Source organism: Cognatiluteimonas profundi (genome assembly GCF_009792795.1).
GTDB lineage: Bacteria > Pseudomonadota > Gammaproteobacteria > Xanthomonadales > Xanthomonadaceae > Cognatiluteimonas > Cognatiluteimonas profundi.
On record NZ_VKHQ01000004.1, the window covers coordinates 388,983 to 414,713 of the forward strand.

The 25,731-nt window shown below is 69.2% G+C and carries 26 protein-coding genes; 16 read left to right on the top strand and 10 right to left on the bottom strand.

What is annotated here, in order from left to right:
* The first annotated feature begins 57 nt into the window (after positions 1–57).
* The gene (locus GST15_RS08375; protein ID WP_159016794.1) at positions 58–1,182 is read left to right on the top strand and encodes an anhydro-N-acetylmuramic acid kinase; all 1,125 of its coding nucleotides are present in this window, start codon (positions 58–60) and stop codon (positions 1,180–1,182) included.
* On the opposite strand, the gene GST15_RS08380 is transcribed toward GST15_RS08375, so the two are convergent.
* The 3 genes from GST15_RS08380 to GST15_RS08390 form a co-directional block, all read right to left on the bottom strand.
* Entirely contained in the window at positions 1,179–1,496 is a 318-nt protein-coding gene (locus GST15_RS08380; RefSeq protein ID WP_199268742.1) for a hypothetical protein, read from the bottom strand. The two genes, GST15_RS08375 and GST15_RS08380, sit on opposite strands and share 4 nt — an antisense overlap.
* 78 nt (positions 1,497–1,574) lie before the next feature.
* On the bottom strand, positions 1,575–2,888 hold the full coding sequence (locus GST15_RS08385) for an AmpG family muropeptide MFS transporter (RefSeq protein ID WP_425482216.1): 1,314 nt from the start codon (positions 2,886–2,888) through the stop codon (positions 1,575–1,577).
* The gene (locus GST15_RS08390; RefSeq protein ID WP_159016795.1) at positions 2,885–3,688 is read right to left on the bottom strand and encodes an exodeoxyribonuclease III; all 804 of its coding nucleotides are present in this window, start codon (positions 3,686–3,688) and stop codon (positions 2,885–2,887) included. Before GST15_RS08390 ends, GST15_RS08385 begins: the two co-directional genes overlap by 4 nt.
* Positions 3,689–3,768: 80 nt before the next feature.
* Here GST15_RS08390 and GST15_RS08395 point away from each other — a divergent pair, with 80 nt between their 5' ends.
* From GST15_RS08395 to GST15_RS08405, 3 genes are read left to right on the top strand one after another with little or no spacing between them, the layout of a single operon-like run.
* Entirely contained in the window at positions 3,769–4,305 is a 537-nt protein-coding gene (locus GST15_RS08395; protein WP_159016796.1) for a GNAT family N-acetyltransferase, read from the top strand.
* Positions 4,298–4,960 carry an orotate phosphoribosyltransferase gene (pyrE, locus tag GST15_RS08400; protein WP_159016797.1) on the top strand — a complete coding sequence of 221 codons (663 nt, stop codon included), beginning with the start codon at positions 4,298–4,300 and terminating at the stop codon, positions 4,958–4,960. Before GST15_RS08395 ends, pyrE begins: the two co-directional genes overlap by 8 nt.
* Positions 4,961–5,013: 53 nt before the next feature.
* Positions 5,014–5,694: a hypothetical protein gene (locus GST15_RS08405; RefSeq protein ID WP_159016798.1), complete on the top strand. Its 681-nt coding sequence runs from the start codon at positions 5,014–5,016 to the stop codon at positions 5,692–5,694.
* Between the two features lie 35 nt (positions 5,695–5,729).
* On the opposite strand, the gene GST15_RS08410 is transcribed toward GST15_RS08405, so the two are convergent.
* A complete protein-coding gene (locus GST15_RS08410; RefSeq protein ID WP_159016799.1) occupies positions 5,730–6,539 on the bottom strand; it encodes an undecaprenyl-diphosphate phosphatase in 810 nt (269 codons plus the stop codon).
* A gap of 218 nt (positions 6,540–6,757) precedes the next feature.
* Between GST15_RS08410 and glnA the strand changes: the two genes are divergently transcribed.
* From glnA to GST15_RS08435, 5 genes are all read left to right on the top strand, one after another.
* Entirely contained in the window at positions 6,758–8,167 is a 1,410-nt protein-coding gene (gene glnA / locus GST15_RS08415; RefSeq protein WP_159016800.1) for a type I glutamate--ammonia ligase, read from the top strand.
* Positions 8,168–8,410: 243 nt separating this feature from the next.
* Positions 8,411–9,442, top strand: a complete 1,032-nt coding sequence (locus GST15_RS08420) for a two-component system sensor histidine kinase NtrB (protein ID WP_233263112.1) — start codon at positions 8,411–8,413, stop codon at positions 9,440–9,442.
* Positions 9,439–10,860, top strand: a complete 1,422-nt coding sequence (gene ntrC, locus GST15_RS08425; protein ID WP_159016802.1) for a nitrogen regulation protein NR(I) — start codon at positions 9,439–9,441, stop codon at positions 10,858–10,860. The genes GST15_RS08420 and ntrC overlap by 4 nt, the downstream gene beginning before the upstream one ends.
* 59 nt (positions 10,861–10,919) lie before the next feature.
* Positions 10,920–11,513, top strand: coding sequence for a superoxide dismutase family protein (locus GST15_RS08430; protein WP_159016803.1), 594 nt, complete (start codon positions 10,920–10,922; stop codon positions 11,511–11,513).
* Positions 11,513–12,016: a GNAT family N-acetyltransferase gene (locus tag GST15_RS08435; protein WP_233263113.1), complete on the top strand. Its 504-nt coding sequence runs from the start codon at positions 11,513–11,515 to the stop codon at positions 12,014–12,016. The genes GST15_RS08430 and GST15_RS08435 overlap by 1 nt, the downstream gene beginning before the upstream one ends.
* Before the next feature lie 10 nt (positions 12,017–12,026).
* Here GST15_RS08435 and GST15_RS08440 read toward each other — a convergent pair whose 3' ends face one another.
* On the bottom strand, positions 12,027–12,890 hold the full coding sequence (locus GST15_RS08440; protein ID WP_159016804.1) for a hypothetical protein: 864 nt from the start codon (positions 12,888–12,890) through the stop codon (positions 12,027–12,029).
* A gap of 145 nt (positions 12,891–13,035) precedes the next feature.
* On the opposite strand from GST15_RS08440, the gene GST15_RS08445 reads away from it, so the two are divergent.
* The gene (locus GST15_RS08445; RefSeq protein ID WP_159016805.1) at positions 13,036–14,313 is read left to right on the top strand and encodes an acetyl-CoA C-acetyltransferase; all 1,278 of its coding nucleotides are present in this window, start codon (positions 13,036–13,038) and stop codon (positions 14,311–14,313) included.
* Positions 14,314–15,067: 754 nt separating this feature from the next.
* Here GST15_RS08445 and GST15_RS08450 read toward each other — a convergent pair.
* The 3 genes from GST15_RS08450 to GST15_RS08460 form a co-directional block, all read right to left on the bottom strand.
* Positions 15,068–16,318, bottom strand: coding sequence for a heme biosynthesis HemY N-terminal domain-containing protein (locus tag GST15_RS08450; RefSeq protein ID WP_159016806.1), 1,251 nt, complete (start codon positions 16,316–16,318; stop codon positions 15,068–15,070).
* A gap of 92 nt (positions 16,319–16,410) precedes the next feature.
* A complete protein-coding gene (locus GST15_RS08455; protein WP_159016807.1) occupies positions 16,411–17,394 on the bottom strand; it encodes a uroporphyrinogen-III C-methyltransferase in 984 nt (327 codons plus the stop codon).
* Complete coding sequence (locus GST15_RS08460; protein WP_159016808.1) at positions 17,391–18,176, bottom strand: uroporphyrinogen-III synthase; 786 nt, start codon at positions 18,174–18,176, stop codon at positions 17,391–17,393. Before GST15_RS08460 ends, GST15_RS08455 begins: the two co-directional genes overlap by 4 nt.
* A 16-nt stretch (positions 18,177–18,192) precedes the next feature.
* On the opposite strand from GST15_RS08460, the gene GST15_RS08465 reads away from it, so the two are divergent.
* The 5 genes from GST15_RS08465 (at position 18,193) to GST15_RS08485 (ending at position 21,375) form a co-directional block, all read left to right on the top strand.
* Complete coding sequence (locus GST15_RS08465; protein WP_159016809.1) at positions 18,193–18,666, top strand: YiiD C-terminal domain-containing protein; 474 nt, start codon at positions 18,193–18,195, stop codon at positions 18,664–18,666.
* Positions 18,667–18,685: 19 nt separating this feature from the next.
* Positions 18,686–19,105, top strand: a complete 420-nt coding sequence (locus GST15_RS08470; protein ID WP_159016810.1) for a hypothetical protein — start codon at positions 18,686–18,688, stop codon at positions 19,103–19,105.
* A 100-nt stretch (positions 19,106–19,205) separates the two neighbouring features.
* The gene (locus tag GST15_RS08475; RefSeq protein ID WP_159016811.1) at positions 19,206–19,640 is read left to right on the top strand and encodes a rhodanese-like domain-containing protein; all 435 of its coding nucleotides are present in this window, start codon (positions 19,206–19,208) and stop codon (positions 19,638–19,640) included.
* Between the two features lie 160 nt (positions 19,641–19,800).
* On the top strand, positions 19,801–20,319 hold the full coding sequence (gene secB / locus GST15_RS08480; protein ID WP_159016812.1) for a protein-export chaperone SecB: 519 nt from the start codon (positions 19,801–19,803) through the stop codon (positions 20,317–20,319).
* A 27-nt stretch (positions 20,320–20,346) separates the two neighbouring features.
* Positions 20,347–21,375, top strand: a complete 1,029-nt coding sequence (locus GST15_RS08485) for an NAD(P)H-dependent glycerol-3-phosphate dehydrogenase (protein WP_159017124.1) — start codon at positions 20,347–20,349, stop codon at positions 21,373–21,375.
* A 5-nt stretch (positions 21,376–21,380) separates the two neighbouring features.
* On the opposite strand, the gene GST15_RS08490 is transcribed toward GST15_RS08485, so the two are convergent.
* Together GST15_RS08490 and GST15_RS08495 are read right to left on the bottom strand one after the other, a co-directional pair.
* Positions 21,381–21,878, bottom strand: coding sequence for a tRNA (cytidine(34)-2'-O)-methyltransferase (locus tag GST15_RS08490; protein ID WP_199268753.1), 498 nt, complete (start codon positions 21,876–21,878; stop codon positions 21,381–21,383).
* A gap of 50 nt (positions 21,879–21,928) precedes the next feature.
* Positions 21,929–22,648 carry an SDR family oxidoreductase gene (locus GST15_RS08495; protein ID WP_159016814.1) on the bottom strand — a complete coding sequence of 240 codons (720 nt, stop codon included), beginning with the start codon at positions 22,646–22,648 and terminating at the stop codon, positions 21,929–21,931.
* 131 nt (positions 22,649–22,779) lie between these two features.
* Here GST15_RS08495 and GST15_RS08500 point away from each other — a divergent pair, with 131 nt between their 5' ends.
* A complete protein-coding gene (locus tag GST15_RS08500; protein ID WP_159016815.1) occupies positions 22,780–25,686 on the top strand; it encodes a M16 family metallopeptidase in 2,907 nt (968 codons plus the stop codon).
* The last annotated feature ends 45 nt before the right edge of the window (positions 25,687–25,731 follow it).

The window sequence follows — 25,731 nt, forward strand, 5'->3', positions numbered from 1 at the left end:
CCGCGTAGCCGCTATCCTCGCAACCCGATGGGCGCATTCGCCCGTGGTGGGCCTGGCATGAGATCGGATGCGCAGCTATACGTGGGGTTGATGTCGGGCACCAGCGCCGACGGCATCGATGCGGCGCTCGTCCGCTTCGCCTCGGGTGACCCACACGCGCCCTGCGAACTCCTGCATGGCCACAGCCGGCCATGGGGTGACGCGATCCGTTCGCGCCTGCTGCACTTCGGGCAAGGCGGCGACTGCACGTCGCTGGACGACATCGGCCATCTCGACGTGGAAATCGCGCACGCCTTCGCCGACGCGACGCAGGAGTTGCTCGCCGCCGCGGGCGTCGACGCGGTTGCGGTGCGCGCGATCGGCTCGCATGGACAGACCATCCGCCATCGTCCCGACACGCGCTGGCCGTTCACCTGGCAACTGGGCGACGGCAACGTCATCGCCGAGCGCACCGGGATCACCACGGTGGCCGATTTCCGCCGCCGCGATGTCGCCGCCGGCGGGCATGGCGCGCCACTGCTGCCGGCGCTGCATGCCGCGCTGCTGCGATCGCCCGACGAAGCCCGCGCCGTGCTCAACCTGGGCGGCATCGCCAACCTGACCCTGCTGCCGCGCGAAGGCGCCGTGCGCGGCTTCGACACCGGTCCGGCGAATGCCCTGCTCGACGCCTGGTGCGCGCACCACACCGGCGCCGCATTCGACGCCGGTGGCGCCTTCGCCGCGAGTGGGCAGGCCGACACCGCCCTGCTGGCCACGCTGCTGGAGGAACGCTGGTTCGACCTGCCCCCGCCCAAGAGCACGGGTCGCGAACAGTTCCACCTGGCCTGGCTGCAGGCCGGCCTCGGGTCGATCCGGCGCGAGCCCGGCGATGTGCAGGCCACGCTGGCCGAACTCACCGCGGCCAGCGTGGCCAACGCCCTGCTCGCCACCCAGCCCGACACCACGCGGCTGCTGGTCTGCGGCGGCGGCGTGCACAACCCGTTCCTGCTGGCGCGCATCCGCGCGTGGCTGCCCACGGTCACGGTCGAATCCACCGCCGTCCATGGCGTGGATCCGGACTTCATCGAGGCGATGGGCTTTGCCTGGCTGGCACGCGAGACGCTCGCCGGCCGCCACGGCAACCTGCCGGCGGTGACCGGCGCACGCGGCGGCCGCGTGCTGGGCGCGATCCATCCGGCCTAGGCGGGGCTTTCCAGGCGGAAGCTGGTGTCGATGGACTGGTCTGGCTCGTCCGCGGGCTCGACGATCGGCGCGGCGCGGCCGATCAGGGCAAAGCCCGGATCATCGGGAACGTGCTCCAGCGCGGCGATGGCGGCCTCCAGCGCATGCGCCTCGGCATCCGCAAACACCGGAGTCGCCCCGCCCTCGAAGGCCTCCAGGCCATGCATGAGCACGTTCAGCAGGGTGTCCGGCACATCCCAGCCGCGCGCCTCTCCGATACGCCGGATGCGTTCGAAGAGCCGTGGATCGATCTCGCGCAGGACGATGTCGGTCATGGGAAGCCGGTGGGTCCTCCATGGTGATTCGGCAATCTAGCAGCGCCGCGTCACGTTGCCGTGCACGACGCAGGGGCCTCAGGGTTTTGCCGTCGCCGTCGCCCCCGCATCGGCCGCCCGGAATCGCGGCCACAGATACAGCAACAGGGCGGTCGCCGGCAACACCGCCAACGTGGCGATGATGAAGTAGGTGCTGTAGCCGGTGGCCTCGACGATCCCCCCCGCGAACACGCCCAGCACCTTGCCAGGCAGGTTGACCATGGAGCTGAGCAGCGCATATTGCGTGGCCGTGTACTGGCGGTTGACCAGCGACGACAGGAAGGCCACGGCGGCCGTCCCCAGGAAACCCAGGCTCAGGTTTTCCGCGGAGATCACCAGCGTCAGCGCGGCCAGGTCGCCGTGGTGGTACGTCAGCCAGACGTACAGCAGGTTGCAGCTCGCGCACAGGATGACCGAGGCCAGCAGCGGCTTGCGCACGCCCCAGCGCGCGATCGCGATGCCGCCCAGGAACACGCCGAGGATGCCGATCCACACGCCGTACAACTTGGTGATGGTGCCGATCTGGGTCTTGGTGAAACCCATGTCGATGTAGAACGGGCTCATGATCCCGCCGACCAGCGCCTGCTCCGGGATCTTGAACAACAGGATGAACAACAGGGTCAGCAGCGCCGTCTGCCAGCCATAGCGACGGAAGAAATCATCGAAGGGATCGATCACGCTTTCGCGCATCCACTGCGCCCAGCTCGCCGGTCGCGTGCGCAGGATGTCCGGCTCGCGCGCGACCAGCGTGGCCACGACGGGCACCAGCATCAGCAGCGCCATCAACTCGTAGACCCCGGCCCAGGCGATATGGTCGGCGAGGATCAGCGCCACCATGCCGGTGACGATCAGGGCGATGCGATAGCCCAGTGAATACACCGCGACCAGCGCGCCCTGCGCCGCCGGTGGCGCGATCTCGATGCGGTAGGCATCCACCGCGATGTCCTGGGTGGCACCGGCGAAGGCCACCAGCAGGGTGAAGACGATGAACGCGCCCAGCTGCGCGGGCGTCGACAGGGCCATCGCAAGCAGGCCGAGGACAACGCCCAGTTGCGCGAGCAGCAGCCAGCTGCGGCGTTGCCCCAGGCGCGACAGCAGCGGCAGGCGCGTGTGGTCGAGCAGCGGCGCCCACAGGAATTTCAGCGCATAGGTCATGCCGGCGCTGGCGATGACCGTGATCTCCTTCAACTCGATGCCGTTGTCCTTGAGCCAGTACGCCAGCGTGCCGGCGACCAGCAGGAACGGCAGCCCCGACGAGAAGCCGAAGAAGAACATCGTCCACGCCGCCGGCTGGGTGAAGGCCTTCCAGACCGAGGGCTTGGCCGGTTTGCCCTCGGCGATGGCGGCCGTCATCCGGCGCGCTCCTGCAGGGCATAGTCCACGACGAAGGGCGCATGGTCGGAGAAGCGCGGCTGCGGATGGATCGCGCATGCGCGCAGCCGGTCGCGCAGCGACGGGGTCACGATCTGGTAATCGATCCGCCAGCCGACGTTCTTGGCGCGCGCGGCGCCACGGTTGCTCCACCAGGTGTAGTCCTCGCCTTCCGCGTGCAGCGCGCGATAGGCGTCGACCCAGCCACCGTCATCGCTGCACAGGCCGTTGAGCCAGTCGCGCTCCGCGGGCAGGCAGCCCGAGTTCTTCTGGTTGGATTTCCAGTTGCGGATGTCCAGCGCGCTGCGGACGATGTTCCAGTCTCCGCACAGCACGTAGTCGCGGCCGCTGGCCAGCCACTGGTCGAAGATGGGCCGCAGCCACTCCATCACCTCGAACTTGAATCCCTGGCGCAGCTCGCCCGACGACCCCGACGGCACGTACATCGACACCACGCTCAGGTTGCCGAAGCGCGCCTCGAGGTAGCGGCCTTCCTCGTCGAACGCGGGCCAGCCCAGCGCGGTGTGGAGGGAGTCGGGTTCGCGTCGCGAATAGATGGCGACGCCGCTATAGCCCTTCTTCGTCGATGCATCGCGGAACCACGCCTTGTAGCCCTCGGGGACACAGCCGTTGCGCGCGCCTTCCTCGCCACTGAGCTGGTGCTCCTGCGCCTTGGTCTCCTGCACGCACAGGACATCGGCGTCCTGGCCGGCGAACCAGTCGAAAAATCCCTTGCTTGCGGCCGAGCGCAGGCCGTTGGCATTGAAGCTGATGATGCGCATGCGCGGCCCGCGGACAGTGTCGCCGGATGATAGCAACGCACCAGCGCGCGGCGCATTGGCTGCCGGAATAGAATCCGGTGATGGATCGATCCGTTGCAGACGTGCGCGTGGCGCCGGTGACAGCGGACATGCATGCCGCGATCGCGGCCTTGCGGGTGAAGCCCGGCCAGGAGGCCTACGCCGGCGACCCGGCGCTCAGCCTGCGCATGGCGCAGGACGATCGCTCGGGCGAGGCGATGGCGGTGCTGGATGGCGACACCGTGATCGGCTTCTATCGCCTGGATTTTTCCGCCAATGCCGTCATCGGCCGCGGCATCGGCGCACCCGGCGTCGGGCTGCGCGCGTTCGTGATCGATGCCGCGCAGCAGGGACGGGGCGCCGGTGCGCGCGCGGCGTCGGCGCTGTGCGCCGACATCGAACGCCGGCATCCACGGCGGCGCCTGGTGCTGCTGCTGGTGCATTGCCGCAACACGGCGGGCATCGCCACCTATCGCAAGGCCGGATTCGTCGACAGCGGGCAGCTGTTCGCCGGCGGCAATGCCGGTCCGCAACACCTGATGTGGCGACAGCTCGGGGCGAAGGCCGCCGATGCCATGGGACAATCGCCGCATGGATGACCATCGACGGCGGTTCCTCGAGCTGGCCCTGCGCGCCGACGCGCTGCGGTTCGGCGACTTCGTGCTGAAATCCGGACGCAGCAGCCCGTACTTCTTCAACGCCGGGCGCTTCGACACCGGCGCCGCGCTGGCCGCGCTGGCCGCGTGCTACGCCGATGCGCTGGACGCGTCGGGGGCGCAGTTCGACCTGCTGTTCGGGCCCGCCTACAAGGGCATTCCGCTGGCCACGGCGCTGGCCTGCACCTATGCCGCGCGCGGCCGCGACCTGCCGCTGGCATTCAATCGCAAGGAAGCCAAGACCCACGGCGAAGGCGGTGCGCTGATCGGGGCGCCACTGGCCGGTCGCCGCGTGCTCATCGTCGACGACGTCATCACCGCCGGAACCGCGATCCGCGAAGCGCTGGCCCTGATCACCGAAGCCGGCGGCATTCCCGCCGCGATCGTCATCGCCCTGGATCGCGAAGAGGTCGTCGATCCGGATGCCGCCGTTCGACGGTCCGCCGCGCAGGAGCTCGCCGCGCGCCAGGGCATTCCCGTGATCGCAGTCGCAACCCTGTCCGACCTGCTTGCGTTTGCGGGGGAAAGCGCGGAACTTGTCGCCGAGCACGCGCGCCTGGCTGCTTACCGCGCCACGTTCGGCTGCCACGGCGACTGAATCCCGGCCTGCGCGTGCGTCCATCCATTGCTTGCAGGACAGGGGCTGCAACCATGACCAACATCCGTCTTCTCGCGTCCGTTGCATTGCTGATGTCCGTTGCTGCCGGCGTGCGCGCGGGCGAAGGCAGCAAGAAGCTGTACTGCTGGAATGAAAACGGGCACAAGATCTGCGGCGATGCCCTGCCGGCGGAAGCCGCCCAGAGCGCGCGCACCGAATTCAGCGCGAAGTCCGGCATGCACACCGGCGATGTCGCCCGCGCACTGACGACCGAGGAGCGCGCGGCGGCTGCACAGGCTGCCGAACAGGCGCAGGTGGCGCTCGATGCCGAAACATCGCGCCAGCGTCGCGACCTGGCCATGGTCGAGTCCTACGCCACCGAGGACGACCTGCGCCGCGCCTATGGCGAACGCATCGACCTGCTGGACGACGCGCTCAAGACATCGATGCTGGGCGAGACCAACCTGCGCCTGAGCCTGGTCAGCCTGCTGGACCAGGCCAGCGACCTGGAGCTGTCGGGAAAACCGGTCCCGCCGATACTCATCGCCAAGTTGCGCGGCCAGCATGACGAGCTTGCGCGCCAGACCCGCATCCTCGGCGAGCAGCAGCGCGATCGCGCCGCACTGGATGGCGATCTCGCCGATGCCGTCACCCGCTATCGCGCGCTCAAGCAGGCCCAGGCCGACAACGCCGCCGGCATCGTGACACCCACGCCGGCCCCGCCGGCCGGATAAGGGCTGGCGGGTTATCCGCGGGTCGCGCCGGCTCGCTACTGTCCCGAAGGCACCAGCAGCAACAGGGCCGCGGCGAGCACGATCCGATACAGGGCGAAGGCCGTGAAACGGTGGCTCTGGATATACCGCAACAGCCACTTCACCGAGACGAATGCGGTGCCCATGGCGGCCACGAATGCGACCGCCAGCGCGGTCCAGTCCTCGCCCCCGATGCCGCCATCCTTGTACACCGCCAGCAACTGGTAACCGGTGGCGGCGAACATCGTCGGAATACCAAGCAGGAACGCGAACTCGGTGGCCGCCACCCGGTTGGTGGTGCCCGACAGCAGCGCCACGAAGATGGTGACCGACGAGCGCGAGGTTCCGGGAAACACGCCGGCCACCACCTGCGCGATGCCGACCAGCACCGCGGTTGTCCATGACACCTCGACCCGTTCGCCCAGCGCCTGCGCGCGGCGCGCCGCCAGCTGCTCGGCCACCAGCATCCAGATCGCGCCGATCACCAGCGCCCAGGCCACCGGCCGGATCGTCGTCGGCAATTCCCAGCCCAGTTTCTTGACCACCAGGCCCAGCACGGCGGTCGCGAGGAAGGCCACGGCGAGTTTCAGGGAATAGCTGCGCGCTTCGGGACGCGTGGCGAAGCCGACCACCAGTTCCCACAGCCGCTGCCGGTAGATCAGCACGATGGCGAGGATGGCGCCGGCCTGGATGGCGATGTTGAACAGGTCGCTGCGATGTCCCAGCCAGCGCTCGGCGATGAGCAGGTGCCCGGTGCTGGAAATCGGCAGGAATTCGGTGACACCTTCGATCACGCCGAGCAGGACGGCAGCCAGGAAGTCGGTCATGGGGCACGGGGCAGTTGGGGAGCGCGGAGCATAGCCGAGCAACGGACGTGCACCTCGACAGTGCAAGGCATCCACGACAGGCACCCAAAGTGTGCATTCGGGGCTGCCGACGTTCACCCAGCCGCGGAAATGCTGGGCCCACAGGCTGGCACGGGCCTTGCTAACACCTTGGCAGCAGCTCGTCCCGCCGTATCCAACCTCGCCGCCCGGAGTTTCCCATGTCGCTCGAAAACGTCGAAAAAATGATCAAGGACCACCATGTCGAATTCGTCGACCTGCGCTTCGCCGACATGCGCGGCGTGCAGCACCACGTGACCTTCCCCAAGTCGATCATCGATGCCAGCCTGTTCGAGGACGGCAAGATGTTCGACGGCTCCAGCATCTCCGGCTGGAAGGGCATCCACCAGTCCGACATGGTGCTGCTGCCCGATGCGTCGACCGCATTCCTGGATCCGTTCACCGCCGATCCGACGCTGGTGCTGACCTGCGACATCCTCGATCCGGCGACGATGCAGGCGTACTCGCGCGACCCGCGCGGCGTCGCGCGTCGCGCCGAGGCCTACCTCAAGTCCAGCGGCATCGCCGAGCAGGCGTTCTTCGGCCCGGAGCCGGAGTTCTTCATCTTCGACTCGGTGCGCTACGCCAATGAAATGGGCCACACCTTCTTCCACATCGATTCGGAAGAAGCCCACTGGAACTCCGCCAAGGAATACGCCGGCGGCAACAGCGGCTACCGTCCCGGCATCAAGGGCGGCTACTTCCCGGTTGCGCCGCTGGACTCGCTGCACGACCTGCGCGCGGAGATGTGCAAGACGCTCGAAGCCGTCGGCATCGAGGTCGAGGTGCACCACCACGAAGTCGCCAACGCCGGCCAGTGCGAGATCGGCACCAAGTTCAGCACGCTGGTGAAAAAGGCCGACGACCTGCTGACGATGAAGTACATCATCAAGAACGTCGCGCACCGCAACGGCAAGACCGCGACCTTCATGCCCAAGCCCATCGTCGGCGACAACGGCAGCGGCATGCACGTGCACCAGAGCCTGGCCAAGGGCGGCACCAACCTGTTCACCGGCGACGGCTACGGTGGCCTGTCGCAGATGGCGCTGTGGTACATCGGCGGCATCTTCAAGCATGCGCGCGCGATCAACGCCTTCGCCAACTCGACCACCAACTCCTACAAGCGCCTGGTGCCGGGCTTCGAGGCGCCGGTGATGCTGGCGTACTCGGCAAGCAATCGTTCGGCGTCGTGCCGCATCCCCTACGTATCGAATCCGAAGGCGCGCCGCATCGAGATCCGCTTCCCCGATCCGATGAACTCGGGTTACCTGATCTTCGCCGCGCTGATGATGGCCGGCCTGGACGGCATCAAGAACCAGATCGATCCGGGCGCGCCCAGCGACAAGGATCTCTACGACCTGCCGCCCGAGGAAGAGAAGAACATCCCGACCGTGTGCCACTCGCTCGACCAGGCACTCGAAGCGCTGGACAAGGATCGCGACTTCCTCAAGGCCGGCGGCGTGTTCACCGACGATTTCATCGACGCCTACATCGGCCTGAAGATGAAGGAAGTCACCGCGTTCCGCGCCGCGACGCATCCGCTGGAATACCAGATGTATTACGCCATCTGATACGCCTGTCGTTGTCGCAGGTCTTGGGGTTTGGGGGCGGATGCCCGGCCCGCCGCAGCGCGGCGGGCGTTCGGAAAGGATGCGCGGCGGTGCCGCGCAAACATCCTTCCCTCACCCGCTCGAGTACCAGATGTATTACGCAATCTAGCCGCGCGGACCTCCGCGCGATCCTTGATCGCACGCGTCGCCGAGGGCCTCGACCGGGGCCTTCGTCGTTTGCGCGGCTTGCCCCATAATGGTGCAGTGGAATCCGACCCCGCCCTCGATGCGCTCGTCACCCCGGTGGCCTGGGCCGCGGCCGATGGCCGGCTGCTGGGCAGCAATCGTGCATTCGCGCGCTGGCTGGGGGTCAGCGGCAAGCGCCTGGAGGGATTGCCCCTGCCCGCGCTGGAACTCGAGGGCGATGGGCTGGCGCAGGTGCTGGCGAATGGCGTGGCGGGCGAGTTCGCGCGGCTGCGACGGCTGTCGCTGGCCTTCCCCGGCAGCGTCGCGCCCTGCTTCGCCGACATCGTGGTCTCGCCGCGACCGGCCGGCGGCTGGTGGGTCGAGGCACATCCGGTCGACGAATTTCCGGGCGAAGACCCGGCGCTGGCACTGCCCTCGGCGCTGTCGGCGGCGCTGCGTGGCCTGGCCCATGAATTGCGCAATCCGCTGGCCGGGTTGAAGGGCGCCGCGCAATTGCTGGCGCGCCGGATCGATGACGAGGAAGGCCGCGAGCTCACGGCCCTGATCGATGCGGAAGTGGGGCGGCTGACGACCCTGCTCGATCGCCTGCTGGTGCCGACGCCGACGCAACCCTTCGAGCCGGTCAACATCCACGCGGTGCTGGAACGCGTGCTGCGCCTGGCCGAGAACGATGCGGGCTGGGCCGTGCGGCTGGTCCGCGACTACGACCCCAGCCTGCCCGAGCTGCCCGGCGACAGCGACCGGCTGGCGCAGGCGCTGTGGAACCTGGTGCGCAACGCGATCGAGGCCGGCGCGGCCAATGTCACCCTGCGCACCCGCGCCGAGCATGGCCTGCGCATCGGCGAACAGACGCACGCGCTGATGCTGCGCCTGGAGATCATCGACGACGGCCGCGGCGTACCCGACGAACTCAGCGAGCGGGTGTTCCTGCCGCTGGTCAGCGGTCGCGCCGAGGGCAGCGGACTGGGATTGGCACTGTCGCAACAGGTCGCACGCGAGCATCGCGGCTCGCTCGCCTATCGCTCGCGACCCGGGCATACGGTGTTCACCCTGCTGTTGCCGATGGACGCATCGGAGCCGGTCGCGTGAGCGGCGCAGGCGATCGGCCGGTCTGGGTGGTCGACGACGACCGCAGCGTGCGCTTCGTCCTCGCCGCGGCCCTGCGCGAAGCCGGCCATGCGGTGCAGGGCTTCGACTCCGCGCAGGCGGCCCTGGACGCGTTGCGCACGCATGCGGCACCGGCGCTGGTCTTCACCGACGTGCGCATGCCCGGTGACGACGGCCTGGTGTTCCTGGACAAGCTCAAGGCCGCGCATCCGCAGCTGCCGGTGATCGTGATGTCTGCCTACACCGACATCGCCAGCACCGCGGGTGCGTTCCGCGGCGGCGCCTATGAATTCCTGTCCAAACCCTTCGACCTGGACGCGGCGGTCGCCCTGGCGGCGCGCGCATTGCCTGACGTGCCGGCCGCCATCGACGTGCCCGGACGCGGCGCGGCGGCCGGACCCGGCGCGCTGGTCGGCGAGACGCCCGCGATGCGCGCGCTGTTCCGCAGCATCGGTCGCCTCGCGCAGGCGCCGTTGTCGGTGCTGATCACCGGGGAAACCGGCACCGGCAAGGAGCTGGTCGCGCATGCGCTGCATCGCGAATCCCCGCGCGCACGCAAACCCTTCGTCGCGCTGAACACCGCCGCGATCCCGTCGGAATTGCTGGAGAGCGAGTTGTTCGGGCACGAGGCCGGCGCGTTCACCGGCGCCAGCAAGCGGCACATCGGGCGCTTCGAGCAGGCCAATGGCGGCACGCTGTTCCTCGACGAGATCGGCGACATGCCGGCGGCGCTGCAGACGCGGCTGCTGCGCGTGCTGGCGGAAGGAGAATTCTTCCGCGTGGGCGGACGCGAACTGATCCGCGTGGACGTCCGTGTCATCGCCGCGACCCATCAACCGCTGGAAGCGCTGGTGGCCGACGGTCGATTCCGCGCGGACCTGCTGCATCGCCTCGACGTGGTGCGCCTGCAGCTGCCGCCCTTGCGCGAGCGTGGCGACGACATCCCGCTGCTGGCCGAACGCTTCCTCGCCGCGGCCGCGGCGCGGCTGGGCGCATCGGCGAAGCGGTTCGCGCGGCCTGCGCTGGCACGACTCGGCCAACACACCTGGCCCGGCAACGTCCGCGAGCTGGAAAACCTGTGCTGGCGCGTGGCCGTGCTCGCACCGGGCGACACCATCACCGTTGCCGACCTGGATGGCGCGCTGGCAATGAGCGGCGCGCCGGTGCAGTCCGGCGACTGGGAGTCGGCGCTCGCAGCCTGGGCGCGTCGCGAACTCGCCGAGCCCTCGGTCGGCCCGCGCGGCCCGACCTTGCATGCGCGTGCACGCGAACGCATGGACCAGATATTGCTCGAGGCGGCACTGGCGCACACGCAAGGTCATCGTGGCGAGGCGGCGGCGCGGCTCGGCCTGGGCCGCAACACGGTCGGCCGCAAGCTCGGCGCCGGACGCAAGCACTGATGCCCGGCGCTAACATGGCAGGCCCGATGCCTGCCCACGCATTGCAACAGGAGAACCGGATGCGTCCAGTCCTGCTCATCGCCGCGCTGGCCACGGTCGCACTGTCAGCCTGTGCGACCGCTCCCTCGTCATCGCGATCGGCGCCGGTGCCGCGCCAATCCTCATCGCCGACGATCCTCACCGCACCGGCTGCAAGCACGATCCCCGCGGCGGTCGTCCACCTTGCTGGCGCATCCGGCAGCCTGGTCAGCGGCACGCTGGCATTGGTGCCCCTGCATGGCGGCGTGCGCGTCACCGGTGATCTCGGCGGACTCGCGCCTGGCAGCCACGGCTTCCACATCCACCAGACCGGCGACTGCACGGCGGCTGACGCGTCGAGCGCCGGTGGGCACTTCAACCCGACCGGCAGCGGCCACGGCAGGGCCGGCACCGCCATGCACCATGCGGGTGACATCGACAACATCGTCGCGGACGCGTCGGGTGTCGCCCACGTCGACGCGCAATTGCGCGGCGTCAGCCTGGGCGGCGCCGCCGCCACCGATATCGTCGGCCGTGCGCTCGTCGTGCATGCGGCGCCTGACGACTACCAGTCGCAACCGGCGGGAAATTCCGGCGCGCGGGTCGGCTGTGGCGTGATCCTGGTGCGGCGATAGTGCCGGCAGGGACGCACGCGTATCGCATCCGCCCGGCTGACGCGGACGATTGCGAACTGCTCGCGCGCTGGGCCTGCGCGATGGCGCTGGAAACCGAACACAAGCAGCTGGATGCCGACACGGTCCGGGCTGGCGTGGCCGCCGGGCTGGCCGATCCGGCCAGGGCGAACTACTTCATCGCGATGCGCGATGACACGATGGCCGGCGGCGAAACCATCGGCACCGCCGTCGGCACCCTGATGTTCACCCGCGAGTGGAGCGACTGGCGCAACGGCGACTGGTGGTGGATCCAGAGCGTGTACGTCGACGCGTCGCATCGGCGCCACGGCGTGTTCGCGGCGCTGTATGCGCACCTGTGGCAACTGGCGCTGGCGACGCCCGGCGTCATCGGCCTGCGCCTGTACGTGGAGCGCGACAACGCACCCGCGCAGGCGACCTACGCCGGCCTGGGCATGCACGATGCCGGCTATCGGATCTTCGAAGCGTTGTTGCGCCAACCCTAACGGCGCGCGACTACAGCCCGTCGCGTTCGCCCGACGCGCAGTGCACGAACAGTACCGGCACCGCGTGCGCCGCCAGCACCGCCGCGAACTGCCGCTGCCGCGCCTGGAAGTGCGCGAAGCCGCGCTCCAGCCGCTTCCCGTCCAGGCCGGTGTCGACATTGCGCGCAGCCCACGCTGCCGGCGACAACAACGCCATCCGCGCCTCGCCGTCGGCGAAGTGCAGCAGCGGCTCGGACGCTGCATCGAGCCATTCCTCGGATGACGGTGCGAGCAGCGCGGCTTCCAGGATCGGCCACAGCACGGCCAGGCCCGCGTGTTCGTATTGCAGCGCCATCATCGCGGCGAGGTCGTGCAGGGTGAGATAGCGGGCGTGCTCGATGCGCAGGCCGAACAGGTCCTGCGCCGCGAGCGCCGTGTCGGCGCCAGCCATGCCGCTCTCGAGCAGGTCGCTCTCGAATGCCTCACCGACCGCCGCGGCGGTGTCGGCGTCGCCTGACAGCACGAACGGCAGCAGCCGCAACGGGCCACCGGCGTATTCGGCCGATGGCGCCAGCACCGGCGGGAACCGGCCGTCGTGCGAACCGAAGGCCACGATGCGGCCGTGGTCGGCATCGCGTTGCGGTGCGCCCGCAGCCAGCTGATCCAGCGCCACATGCAGCGGCCAGCCCGGTCGCAGCAATTCGACGGCATCGCAATGCGCGCCGCTCATTGCCAGCTGCAGCGTCGCCGCCGCGGGATCGAGCCTGGCCAGGTCGCGCGCGACCAGTTCGGCCAGTGCGCCGGCATCGCGCTGCGCAAGCCACTGGCATGCCGGCTCGCTGGCCGACGACAACTCCAGCGCCAGCGCGCCGAACACGCTCGCGCGCCCGTTCATCGACGATCCATATAACGACGTGCGTCGTCCGGTGCTGTGTTGGCCTGCTGCATGCGTCCCCTGTGATGGCCCTGCACCGGGGGCCGGCGTAAACTTTGTCGCATTATGCCCGTCGCTTTCGACGGGCCCGCGCGAGGTCGTCACGATGCTGCTAGGCCGTCCCGTCGCCGTCCTCGGTGGCGTCCGCATTCCCTTCTGCCGGCAGAACACCGCTTACGCCGACGTTGGCAACCTGGGCATGTCGGTCCGCACACTTGGCGCGCTGGTGGAACGCTTCGGATTACATGGGCAGCAGCTTGGCGAAGTGGCGATGGGCGCCGTCATCAAGCACAGCAGCGACTGGAACCTGGGCCGCGAAGCGACACTGTCGTCCGGCCTGTCGCCGCTGACCCCCGGCATCACCCTGCAGCGCGCCTGCGGCACGTCGCTGGATTCGATCATCACCATCGGCAACAAGATCGCGACCGGGCAGATCGAGGTCGGGATCGGTGGCGGTTCGGACACGACGTCGGACGTTCCCATCGTGTACGGCCAATCGCTGCGCCGGCGCCTGTTGCTGGCCGCACGCGCGAAGACGACGAAGGAAAAACTCGCCGCGTTCAAGGGCTTCCATCCGCGCGAGCTCAAGCCGGAATTTCCGGGCGTGATGGAGCCGCGCACCGGCAAGTCGATGGGCGAGCATTGCGAGGACATGGCGCGCGAATGGTCGATTGCGCGCGATTCGCAGGATGAATGGGCGGTGGCGTCGCACCAGCGGCTTGCGGCCGCCTATGCGCGCGGCTTCTTCGACGACCTGGTGGTGAGCTTCCGCGGCGTCTCGCGCGACAACGTCCTGCGCGCGGACACGTCGATCGAAAAACTGGCGACCCTCAAGCCGGCGTTCGACAAGGTGTCGGGCCACGGCACGCTGACCGCCGGCAACTCGACGCCGTTGACCGACGGCGCCGCCGCCTGCCTGCTGTCCACCGACGAATGGGCCGCCGCGCACGGCCACGAAGTGTTGTGCCACGTGCGCGACGCGCAGGTCGCCGCGGTCGACTTCGTCCATGGCGAAGGCCTGCTGATGGCGCCGACGATCGCGGTGGCGGAGATGCTCCGGCGCAACGGGCTCACGCTGCAGGATTTCGACATCTACGAGATCCACGAAGCCTTCGCCGCGCAGGTCCTGTGCACCTTGCGTGCATGGGAAAGCGAGGACTACTGCCGCGCCCGCCTCGGCGTCGACGCGCCGCTGGGCCGCATCGACCCGGCCCGCATCAACCCCAACGGCTCGTCGCTGGCGACGGGGCATCCGTTCGCCGCGACCGGCGCGCGCATCGTCGCCACCGCGGCCAAGGAACTCGCGCAACGCGGCGGCGGTCGCTGCCTGGTGTCGATCTGCACGGCGGGTGGGATGGGCGTTGTGGCGATCCTCGAACGCTGAATCGCGTGTCGGCGTTTGCCTGCGGCGCTGGTAAACGCTTTCGCCGTTGGCGAGTTACTTTTCTTTGCAAGCGCCCAAAGAAAAGTAACCAAAAGAAAGGGCGCTTCCCCGATCAGAGCTAACTTGATCAGGCGGAAGCAGTCGTGATTTTCCGACTCGCCATCCTGGCTCGATCGGAAAACGGCGCGCGTCCTGCGCGCCGCCCTCCGGGTCTGCGTAATCCAGCAGTGCCCGCACACCTTTAGCGTCAACGACGTCGGCAAAAATGGGTGCGGGTCGTCGCCGACTCTTGACCGATGTGCCAGCTCTTCGTAGGAGTTGCGTCAACTGCGACCGGACGATTCGATGTTCATGGAGGCCGCAACCTGCCGGGTCGCCGTCGCCGCTCACGCAGTTCCCACAGGAGCCAGTGCGCTGCCGATGCCGGCGACAAGGGCCCGACGCTCGCGGCGCCGCGCGAGCGGGGCGTGCTGCACGGACAGCATCGCCAGCTCTGGCTGCTAAAGATTTCAATCGCACCGACAACTGCGCCCACCCGGAGGGCGGCGCACATGGATGTGCGCCGTTTTCAGTCGAGCCAGGATGGCGAGTCTGAAAATGGCCGAGGAGACTCGCCAGGCGAGTCAGCCTTGATCGGGGAAAGCCGCTTTCTTTTGGTTACTTTTCTTTGCGGCTCTCAAAGAAAAGTAACTCGCCAACGGCGAAAGCGTTTAACAGCGCCGCAGGCAGACCGCACCAGCACGCAAGCCAAACGCTACCCGCGCAACCGCGGCATCCCATGCTCATCCCTTTCCTCGATGACGGCCTCGTCGTGGATGCGCTGGCGCATGTCCCGGCCAGGGAGATCGACGGATGCTTCGCCACGACTGGCCCGCAACGCATTGGCGTAGGCCAGGCGTGCGCGCGCATCGTCGCCGCTTTCGGTGAAGCCATGCCCCAGTTCTTCCCAGGCGTCGGCACCGGCGCCCTGCGCCACGGCGCGATGCAGGTAGTCCTCGGCCTGTGGCCACTGTCCTTGCGCACGCGCCAGTCGGGCCAGCGTCAGCATCAGCGCCGGGCTCGACGGATGGCCCTGCAGCCAGCGTTCGGCCTGGCTGCGTCGCTCGTCCAGTCGGCCCATCGGGAGGCTGCCGTACAAGGTGGCCAGCGATTCGTCCCAGCGCGTATCCAGTGCCTGTTCGATGGATCGCGTCGCCGCCTCGTCCCAGCGCAGTGCCGCGGCACGACGGGCGTAGGCAGCGACGATGTCCGGCGTGGCGCGCAACTCCCTGGGCAGGGTTTCCCAGCGCTCGGCCAGCACGTTGGCATCGCCGGCTTCGCGCAGCGAGGCTTCCGCCCAGCGTTCCTGGAGGCGGTCGAGATCGGCTTGCGGCAGCGCCTGTTGCTGCCGCATCGGCCCCAGCAAGCCGTATGCCTGCGCCGATTGGCCGGACGCGGCGAACGCCTGCGCGCGCAGCGCCAGTCCGCGCGGTGGCAACGGCTGTGCATCGGGTGCATCGAGCGCGACCAGCGCATCGGTCGGACGGTCATCGACGAGCGCCTGTTCCGCATTGGCGATGGCGCGTGCGGCTGGATGGCGCGAACCCAGCGCGTCGAGCTGGCCGCGTGCGGCGACCCGATCGCCGCGGGCGGCGGCGGCGCGGGCGGCGGCCAGGCGTGCGCTGGCTTCGACATCGCCGTGTTCGGCCGCCTGCGCCAGCAGCGTTTCGGCGCGCCCGTAATGACCCAGGTGCAGGGCGTCGAGACCCTCGCCCAGGCGTGCGCGGGCGCGTCCCTCGCGATGGCGGCGCCAACTGCGGAAGGGCAGCGTCACCAGCGCCCATGCCAGCCACAGTCCGGCGAACACGACAAGCAGGATGAGCAGGCCGCTGGCGACGGTGGTGGTGTAGTCCATGCCGCGGAATCGAACCAGCACGTAGCCCGGGTCGGCCAGCAGCAGTTGCGCCAGCAATGCGCCCACCAGCGCCAGCACGATCCAGAACAGCAGGTTGCGGAACAGGTTCATGGCAAACACTCCCCCCGCGGTGGCGCGGCGTCTGTCAGCAGGCTAACTGTCCCGCCGTGGCCGTGGTGTCGTCTTGCTGAATGGGTCCGTACTCAGCGGGCAGTCAATGCCTGCAACTGCGCGCGGGTACTGCCCAGCACGGGCAGGTCCGGCGCCAGCGGCAGCCGGCGCAATGCCTGCAGTCGTGCGCGACGTTGCCGCAGGCCCGGCGAGTCGGGCCACAGACGCACCAGCCAGCCATCGGCACGCGCCAGCGCGGAGCGGAACGCCGGCTGGTCGCGGCGTTCGAGCGCAGCGCGCGCCAGGGTCACTTCCAGCTGCAGTCCGGCGAAAGCCGCCACGCGATCGGCACCGGGCAAGGCCACGGCCCGATCGGCGGGACGCACCGCAACCAGCCGGGCGAATGCGCGCTGCCACCAGGGTGCATCGCCTGCGGCGGTACCTGGCCGCGGCGGCGATGCGGCCAGGCTCGCTGCGAACGCATCGAGCTGGCGGCTGGCCAGCGCGCGGGGATCCGCGCCCAGGGCATCGAGCGCGGCGCGCTCCTGCACCAGCGACTGACGCACGTTGAGCAGGCCGGCGCTGCCCAGTCGCGTGCTGTCGACCGCGGACAACACGTCGGCAGCCAGCGCATAGGCGCGCCGGGCGCCGTCGAGGTCGCCGGCCAGGCGCAGGCGTTGCTCGCCCTGGCCCAGCAGCAGGATGACTTCATCCAGGCGCAAGGCCTGCACGCCGTGGCGTTCGGGGTCACCGAGCCGGCGCACGCTGTCTTCGAGCAAGGCCGCGCGCTGGTCCAGTCCGAGCAGCTCCTCGCGCAGGACGCGGTTGGTCGCGTCGGCCTGCTGCAATCGCTGTGCCTGCGCGCGCTGGTCGATGCGCAGCGCGTTGATGCGCGATTCCAGCGCCTGCCATTGCCGGGTGAGCTCGCTGGCGTGTTCGCGCTGCGCGTCGATCCGCGCGTTACGCCATTGCCAGGCCCGCCAGCCCAGCGTGGCCAGCAGCAGGAGCAAGGCCAGGCCGAACAGCGCCGGGAACAGGCTGCGGCGTCGGGGCACGGCAGGTGCGGGATCGCTCACGTCGGAACCGGCAGGCGGGGGAGCGCCATGCTAGCGGATGCCATGCACGCCACCAGGTCGCGCGGGCTGGCACTGGCCGCGACCAGGACGTCGGCAAAACCGCGCTCGCGGGCCAGCGTGGCCAGCCGCTCGCTGGCTGCGGCAACGCGCGCCCGCAGGAAGATGCGCAACACCGCCGCGGGCAGCGCGGCCATGGCCTGCTGCAGGGCATCGCCGCTGCTCAGCGCCAGCCATGCCGGCGCCTGCATCGTTCGCAGCAGGTCGATGCTGCGTGCCGGCAATGCAACCGGCTCGCGGGTGTAGACGTCGGCGCGGACCACGCCGGCTCCCCGCTGTTCCAATGCAGGCCCGATGACTTCCCTGCCAGCGGGCGCGGTCACCAGGCCGATGCGGCTGTCGCGCACGTCACGCAGGGCCGGCAGTGCGAGCAGCCCTTCGCTGCCCATTTGCCGCGGCGCGATCGCATCGTCGATGCCGGCACGACGCAGGGCAGCGGCGGTGCCGGCTCCCACCGCAAGCCATGCCTGGCCGGGACGTGCGGACAGGCCCTGCAATGCCTGTGCCGCGCGCACCGCGGCGGGGCTGGTGAACAGCACGCGTTCGCAGTCCAGCGCCGCCTGCAGCTGTCGGCGCGTGGCGTCGTCGTCGCGCGGCAGCAGCTTCCACGGCGACAGCGCCAGCACGCGCGCGCCCTGCGTTGCCGCGGCACGGCGCAATGCGGCGTGGTCACCGACCGGTCGCAGGGAGATCACGTAGCATCCGGCGAGCGCGGTCCTGGACATGGCCGCAGGATAGCCAATGCACGTGGAAGCGGCGCTCGCATCGCTGGATGCGCTCTACCAGGCCATGCCGCCGGTGGCGGCACTGGGGCTGCGCAGCGCCGGTTTCGACGGCGACTGCCTGCGGCTGCACGCGCCGCTGGCAGCGAACATCAACGACAAGGGCTGCGCCTTCGGCGGCAGCCTCGCCTCGCTGATGACGCTGGCTGGCTGGGGACTGGTGAACCTGCGCCTGCAGCAGGCGGGCGTCCAAGCCGATGTGTTCGTCGCCGACAGCCAGCTGCGCTATCGCGCACCGCTGTATGCGGACCTGGAAGCCGGCGCACGGCTGGCCGAGGGCGCGTCGTGGGATGCCTTCCTGGCGCGGCTGCGCGAACGCGGTCGCGCCAGCATCCGCATCGCCGCCTGGGTGGCCCTGCCCGACGGCCACGGCGTCGCCGCCGATTGCACGGCGCGCTTCGTCGCCATCGACAACAGGTACGATCCGGCATGAACCGCCCACGGAGTCCGCGATGCGCCTGCTGAAGACCTGGTTTCCCCTGTTGCTGGCCCTGTTGCTGTCCGCGTGCGCGACCGCGGGCCGGATGGACCGCAACCAGGCGCTGCAACAGGCGCAATACGCCTATTCGGCGGCGATCCGCTGGGGCGACTTCGAGGGCGCCTGGAACATGGTCGAGCCGGCGTTCCGCAGCGCCCATCCCATGACCGACCTGGACTTCGAGCGCTACAAGCAACTGCAGGTATCGGGCTACACCGAACTCGGAGCGCAGGGCACCACCGACACCGCCGAGCGCGAGATCCAGATCGGCGTCATCAACCGCAATACGCTGGTCGAGCACCAGGTCCGCTATACGGAGCTGTGGCGCTACGAACCGGTCGCCAAGACGTGGTGGCTGACAGTAGGCCTGCCGAACCTGAGCCAGGCGCAGTAGCCACGGGACGACCCACGCCGGCGGCTGGCTTTGCGCCCCCGTCGGCACTGGGCGACAATCGCCGCCCCGCGTGCCCGTCGACGCGTCCGCAAGCATTCCCGTGACCCAATCCGAACTGCTGGCATTCGCCAGCGCACATCCCTACCTGTCGCTGGCGCTGGCCGGGCTGACCGTCGCCATCATCTTCAACGAGATCACCAGCCTGTTCCGCGGCTACAAGGGCCTCGGGCCTGCGCAGCTGACCGCGCTGGTCAACCAGGACAACGCGCTGGTGGTGGACCTGCGACCGTCGGCGGACTTCGAGAAGGGCCACATCCCCGGCTCGAAGAACGTGCAGATGAGCCAGTTCGACCCGGAAAACAAGCAGCTGGCGGCCGCCCGCTCGCTACCCGTGGTGCTGGTCTGCAAGTCCGGCCAGACGGCTTCATCAGCCGCCGGACGCCTGCACAAGGCCGGCTTCGAGCGCGTCTACGTACTCGATGGCGGCGTTGGCGCCTGGCAGCAGGCCGACCTGCCACTGGCCAAAGGCCGCTGACGCGCTGAAGCTGGAGGGCACGGTCAGCGGAGTGGCAAACCAAGCGAACGCCCGCATCCGGCTGCCGTGGCGCGTGGCGACGCGGCCTGACTTGTCGCGCGCCGGATGACCGCGCCGCGCCATGCAATAATTCCCGATTCGCATTTCGCTGGAGTTTCCGATGTCCGCGCAAGACACCCCCACCGGTAACGGCGCCACGCCGACCGGCCCCTCGTTCACCGTCGAAAAGCTCTACATCAAGGATCTGTCCTTCGAGGCACCCGGCACCCCGCAGGTGTTCAACGAGGAGGGTCAGCCGCAGCTGCAGATGAACCTCAACCAGCAGGTCCAGCGCCTGTCCGACGAAGCCTTCGAAGTGGTGCTGGGCGTGACGCTCACCTGCACCATCGGCGAGAAGACCGCCTACCTGGCCGAAGTGCAGCAGGCCGGCGTGTTCGGGCTGTCGGGTTTCGACGAGATCACGCTGGAAGTCATGCTGGGCACGCATTGCCCCAACACGCTGTATCCGTACGCGCGGCAGACGGTCAGCGACCTGATCACCGCCGGCGGATTCCCGCCGTTCCTGCTGCAGCCGATCAATTTCGAGGCGCTGTATGCCGAGAGCGTGCGCCAGCGCGCGGCCCAGGCGCAGGTGCAGGGCGACGGCCTGGCCGGCGCCGAAACGGCCGGCAACGCCTGACACGCGGCGCCGCGCATGACAGTGGGCATGGCGGCGCCGGTCACGCGCTCGGTCGCGGTATTGGGCGCGGGCTCCTGGGGCACCGCGCTGGCGGCGCTGATCGCCCGCCACGGGCATCGGCCGATCCTCTGGGGACGTGACCGCGACGTGGTGGAGGCGATCGACGCCCGCCACGAAAATCCGCACTACCTCCCGGGCATCCGCCTGCCGGACACGCTGCGGGCCACCACCGACCTGGCCACGGCCATGCACGGCGCCGACCTGGTGCTGGTGGTGGTGCCCTCGCATGCCTTCACCGAAACCCTGCGCGCACTGGCGCCGTATCGGCCGGCGCACGCGGGCGTCGCCTGGGCGACCAAGGGATTCGAACCAGGCAGCGGCCGCTTCCTGCACGAGGTCGCGGCCGAGGTGCTGGGTCCCGACGTTCCGCTGGCGGTCGTCACCGGCCCGTCCTTCGCCAAGGAAGTCGCCGCGGGACTCCCCACCGCGCTGACCGTGCATTCGGATGACGCGGCGTTCGCGCAGGCCGTCGCCAACGTGCTGCACGGACCGACGTTTCGCGTCTACACCGGCAGCGACATGCGCGGCGCCGAACTTGGCGGCGCGATGAAGAACGTGCTGGCGGTTGCGACCGGTGCGGCCGACGGCATGAACCTCGGCCTCAACGCGCGCACCGGACTGATCACCCGCGGACTCAACGAGATGTTGCGGCTCAATGCCGCGATCGGAGGCCGGGCCGAAACCCTGATGGGGCTGGCCGGGCTGGGCGACCTGGTGCTGACCTGCACCGGCGAGCTGTCGCGCAATCGCCGACTCGGGCTCGCGCTGGGCCGCGGGCAGTCGATCGCCGATGCGGTGCGCGAGATCGGCCAGGTGGTCGAATCGATCCAGACCGTGGATGAGGTCATGCGGCAAGCCGCGCGCCACGGCATCGAGCTGCCGATTTCCAGCGTCGTGCAGTCGGTGCTGCATGGCGAGATGACACCCGAACAGGCCATGCAGAACCTGCTGGCGCGCGAACAGAAAGCCGAATATCCGGTCGACGAAGCCGGCTGATCCGCTCAGCTGCCGCCGGCGAAGTCCTGCTGCCGCCACGCTTCGTACACCACCACCGCCACCGTGTTGGACAGGTTGAGGCTGCGGCTGCCGGCCTGCATCGGCAGGCGCAGGCGCTGCGCTTCGGGTACGGAGTCGATGACCTCCGCCGGCAAGCCGCGCGTTTCCGGGCCGAACACGAACACGTCGCCTGGACGATAGCGCGGCAGGTCGTAACGGCTGCTGCCACGCGTGCTGAGCACGAAGACCCGCGGCTCGCCGCGTGCGGCGACGGCCGACAAGGCGGCCGCCAGCGATGCGTGCACCGTGAGCGCGGCGTACTCGTGGTAATCCAGCCCGGCGCGTCGCAGCCGGGCGTCGTCCAGCGCGAAACCCAATGGCTCGACCAGGTGCAGGCGCGCACCGGTATTGGCGCACAGGCGGATGACATTGCCGGTGTTCGGCGGGATCTCGGGCTGGTGCAGGATGACGTCGAACAATGGGTAATACCTGTCGCTGTTGATCCGGCCGTTGGCTGGATAACGCCGACGAGCGCGGGCGCTTCTGAGTCAGGTCACCATGGTAATGACTGGCCGCGCCAGTCGAGGAATTTGCCGCTGTCGGCCTGCTTCAATCCATCGATCACCCGCAACATGCCGGTGACGGACGCCTGGGCGGTCACCGTCGCACCGGCACCGCCCATGTCGGTCTGCACCCAGCCCGGATGCAGCGCGACGACGATGATCCCGCGCGGGCGCAATGCGGCGGCCAGCAGCGCGGTGGCCATGTTCTGCGCGGCCTTGCTTATGTTGTAGCTGGGCGTGCCGAAACCCGTGAGCCCGGCGATCGAGCCCAGTTGCGAGCTGAGGTTGGCCACGCGCGCGCCATCGGCCATCCGCGGGGCGAGTGCCTGCGTCAGCAGGAACGGACCCATCGCGTTGATGCGGAAGCTGTCGTCGAGCGTCGCGGCCTCGACCGCGCCGAAGCGCTCGCCCGAATGCAGCACGCCGGCGCAGTTGACCAGCAGGTCCAGCCGATCCTGCTCGCCGTCGTCGCCGAGCAGCAGCAACTCGCGCTGCAGCTCGGCGATCGCGCGTGGATCGGCGACATCCAGCGGCAACACGTGCAGGTGCCCCGGATGTTCGCCGGCCAGCGCGTTCAGCGCATTGGCCTTGCCCGGATGGCGCGCGGCCGCCACCACGCGATCGCCGCGCGCGAGCAACTGGCGGACCCATTCAAGCCCGATGCCGCGATTGGCGCCGGTGACCAGGCAGTGCGCAGGGGACTTGGGCATCGACGCAGCCTGCGCGCTGTCGTGTCCATGTGCCGTCATGCCGGGGCTGCGCGGGACTTGTGGCCCTGCCCCTCGGTGCGACTGGGGGCTAGGATGCGGGTCGCGCCAAATTCCCTGCCCTGGAGTCGTCCATGCCTGTCGCCCATCATCGCTTCGCCGTTTCTGCCGGCATTCGCCACCGTTTCCGCTCCGGGGCGCTGCTGCTGGCGATTGGCGTCGCCCTGGCTGGCGGCGTGGTGTCGACGCCGGCACTGGCGCGACAGGATGCGGCCGCGCTGGATATCCCCTACCAGCGCTTCGTGCTGCCCAACGGCCTGACGGTGCTGGTGCACGAAGACCGCAAGGCGCCGGTGGTGTCGGTCGCGGTCTGGTACCACGTCGGCTCCAAGGACGAGCCGGCGCGCAAGACCGGCTTCGCGCACCTGTTCGAGCACCTGATGTTCAACGGCTCGGAGAACCACAAGGGCGAATTCTTCGCGCCCTTCGAGCAGGCCGGCGCCACCGGGCAGAACGGCACGACGTGGTTCGATCGCACCAACTATTACGAAACCGTGCCGACCACCGCGCTGGACATGGCGCTGTGGATGGAGTCCGACCGCATGGGACACCTGCTCGGCGCGATCGACCAGAAGACGCTCGACGAACAGCGCGGCGTGGTCCAGAACGAAAAGCGCGAAGGCGAAAACCAGCCGTACGGCCGCGTCGACGAGCGCATGCTGCTGCAGACCTTCCCGGCCAACCATCCCTACCACCACGACACCATCGGTTCGATGGCCGACCTCAACGCGGCCTCGCTGGACGACGTCAAGACCTGGTTCCGCACCTATTACGGCGCGGCCAACACCACGGTGGTGCTGGCGGGCGATATCGACCCCGCCACCGCGAAGGCCAAGATGCTGGAGTACTTCGGCGACATTCCCGCCGGCCCGCCGGTGGCGCACCAGCAGCAGTGGGTGGCGCCGCGCACGGCCTCGACCCGCGACCGGATGGACGACCGCGTCGCGCAGACGCGCATCTATCGCGAGTGGAACGTACCGGCACGCGGCCAGCGCGACCTGACCCTGCTCGACCTCGCGGCCGACGTGCTCGGCGGCGGCAAGACCTCGCGCCTGTACCAGCGGCTGGTCTACCAGGACAAGCTCGTCGACGACGTCTCCGTCGGCATCACGCCGTTCGAGCTGGCCAGCCAGTTCACGCTGCAGGCGGACGTCAAGCAGGGCGTCGACCCCAGGCGGGTCGAAGCGGTGATCGCCGAGGAATGGGCGAAATTCCTCGACAAGGGCCCGACCGACGCCGAACTCGCGCAGCGCCAGGCGATGGGTCGCGCACAGACCATCCGCGGCCTGGAGCGCGCCGCCGGCAAGGGCGTGGCGCTGGCGGAGGGCCAGGTGTACCTGGGCAATCCCGATGCCTGGAAACAGGACCTGGCCTGGAACCAGCAGGCGAAGCCCGCCGACGTGCTCGCCGCCGCGCGCAAATGGCTGGCCAAGGGCGATTACACGTTGACCGTGGTGCCGACCGCGACCGCCCCGAAAGAGGAGGAGGTCGCCGGCCTTCCGCCCGCGACGGACGCGCCGAAGCTGCCGCCGGCCAAGCCCACAAGCGCCTTCCACACCGTCGCGTCGACCGTCGACCGCAGCAAGGGCGTGCCGCAGGTCCTGGACTATCCGGACCTGCGCTTCCCCGGCGTGGAGCGCAGCAAACTCAGCAACGGCATCGAGGTGGTGCTGGCACAACGCCACACCATCCCGGTCGTCAGCCTGAGCCTGCAGTTCGATGCCGGGTACGCCGCCGACGCCGGTGCGAAGCCGGGCACGGCCAGCTTCACCACCGCGATGCTCGACGAAGGCACCACGTCGCTGGACTCGGTCGAGATCGCGCGCCGTCGCGATCGCCTCGGCATGAACCTGGCGACCGGCTGCGGGCTGGATTCCTGCAGCGCCGGCGCCAGCATGCTGAAGGAGAACGCGGCGCCGTCGCTGGCGCTGCTGGCCGACATCCTGCGGCATCCGGCTTTCAACACCGCCGACATGGAGCGCGTGCGCGCGCAATGGCTGGCCGGCATCGCCCAGGAAAAAACCCAGCCCACCGGGCTGGCGCTGCGCACGCTGCCGCCGCTGCTGTACGGCGCCGGCCATCCGTATGCGATTCCATTCACCGGCACCGGTACCGAGGCGGCGATCAAGTCGCTGACCGCCGACGACCTGCGCAGGTGGCAGGCGGCGTGGCTGCGTCCGGACAACGTGCGCATCCTCGTTGCCGGCGACACGACACTGCCGGAAATCACCCGCCAGCTCGACGCGGCCTTCGGTGACTGGACGCCGCCGCCGGTCGCAAAGGGCGAGAAGACGATCCCGCAGGTCGCCAGCCAGACCGCCCCGCGCGTGTTCCTGATCGACAAGCCCGGCGCGCAGCAGTCGCTGATCCTGGCCGGGCTGCTGGCGCCACCGACCACGGCGCCCAACGACCTGGAGATCCAGGCGATGAACGGTGCGTTCGGCGGCATGTTCAGCTCGCGCCTCAACATGAACCTGCGCGAGGACAAGCATTGGGCCTACGGCGCCTACAGCTTCACCCAGGAAGCCCTCGGCCAGCGGCCCTACCTGGTGTATGCGCCGGTGCAGACCGACAAGACCGCCGAGTCGGCCGCCGAACTGCTGCGCGAGGCCAGGGATGTCGTCGGCAAGCGTCCGCTGAGCGGCGAGGAGATCACCAAGGTCAAGGTCAACGACGTGCGCCGCCTGCCGGGCAGTTACGAGACCGCCGGCGCCGTGCTGGGCGCGCTGACGTCCAATGCGCTCTACGGGCGCCCGGATGATTACGTCAGCACGCTCAAGCAGCGCATCGAAGCGGAAAAGGACGTCGACATCCGCGCCGCCGCCAATGAAATCATCAAACCCGATGCGGTGACGTGGGTGATCGTCGGCGACCTGTCGAAGATCGAGGCACCGGTGCGCGCGCTCCAGCTGGGGACGATCAGCGTCATCGATGCCGACGGCAAGCCCGTGCAGACGCCGGCGGTCCGCACGGCGAAGTAAGCACCGGGCCAAGGCCGGGGTTCAGCCACCCCACGGCAGCACGGG

Coding starts and splice junctions, on each gene's coding strand:
- GST15_RS08450 (WP_159016806.1), bottom strand. CDS start 16,318: ATGAACCTGTTCCGCAACCTGCTGTTCTGGATCGTGCTGGCGCTGGTG.
- GST15_RS08405 (WP_159016798.1), top strand. CDS start 5,014: ATGACCAACATCCGTCTTCTCGCGTCCGTTGCATTGCTGATGTCCGTT.
- GST15_RS08485 (WP_159017124.1), top strand. CDS start 20,347: ATGGCGGCGCCGGTCACGCGCTCGGTCGCGGTATTGGGCGCGGGCTCC.
- GST15_RS08465 (WP_159016809.1), top strand. CDS start 18,193: ATGCACGTGGAAGCGGCGCTCGCATCGCTGGATGCGCTCTACCAGGCC.
- glnA (WP_159016800.1), top strand. CDS start 6,758: ATGTCGCTCGAAAACGTCGAAAAAATGATCAAGGACCACCATGTCGAA.
- pyrE (WP_159016797.1), top strand. CDS start 4,298: ATGGATGACCATCGACGGCGGTTCCTCGAGCTGGCCCTGCGCGCCGAC.
- GST15_RS08380 (WP_199268742.1), bottom strand. CDS start 1,496: ATGACCGACATCGTCCTGCGCGAGATCGATCCACGGCTCTTCGAACGC.
- secB (WP_159016812.1), top strand. CDS start 19,801: ATGTCCGCGCAAGACACCCCCACCGGTAACGGCGCCACGCCGACCGGC.
- GST15_RS08385 (WP_425482216.1), bottom strand. CDS start 2,888: ATGACGGCCGCCATCGCCGAGGGCAAACCGGCCAAGCCCTCGGTCTGG.
- GST15_RS08445 (WP_159016805.1), top strand. CDS start 13,036: ATGCTGCTAGGCCGTCCCGTCGCCGTCCTCGGTGGCGTCCGCATTCCC.
- GST15_RS08375 (WP_159016794.1), top strand. CDS start 58: ATGAGATCGGATGCGCAGCTATACGTGGGGTTGATGTCGGGCACCAGC.
- GST15_RS08440 (WP_159016804.1), bottom strand. CDS start 12,890: ATGAACGGGCGCGCGAGCGTGTTCGGCGCGCTGGCGCTGGAGTTGTCG.
- GST15_RS08495 (WP_159016814.1), bottom strand. CDS start 22,648: ATGCCCAAGTCCCCTGCGCACTGCCTGGTCACCGGCGCCAATCGCGGC.
- GST15_RS08470 (WP_159016810.1), top strand. CDS start 18,686: ATGCGCCTGCTGAAGACCTGGTTTCCCCTGTTGCTGGCCCTGTTGCTG.
- GST15_RS08460 (WP_159016808.1), bottom strand. CDS start 18,176: ATGTCCAGGACCGCGCTCGCCGGATGCTACGTGATCTCCCTGCGACCG.
- GST15_RS08410 (WP_159016799.1), bottom strand. CDS start 6,539: ATGACCGACTTCCTGGCTGCCGTCCTGCTCGGCGTGATCGAAGGTGTC.
- GST15_RS08395 (WP_159016796.1), top strand. CDS start 3,769: ATGGATCGATCCGTTGCAGACGTGCGCGTGGCGCCGGTGACAGCGGAC.
- GST15_RS08390 (WP_159016795.1), bottom strand. CDS start 3,688: ATGCGCATCATCAGCTTCAATGCCAACGGCCTGCGCTCGGCCGCAAGC.
- GST15_RS08500 (WP_159016815.1), top strand. CDS start 22,780: ATGCCTGTCGCCCATCATCGCTTCGCCGTTTCTGCCGGCATTCGCCAC.
- GST15_RS08430 (WP_159016803.1), top strand. CDS start 10,920: ATGCGTCCAGTCCTGCTCATCGCCGCGCTGGCCACGGTCGCACTGTCA.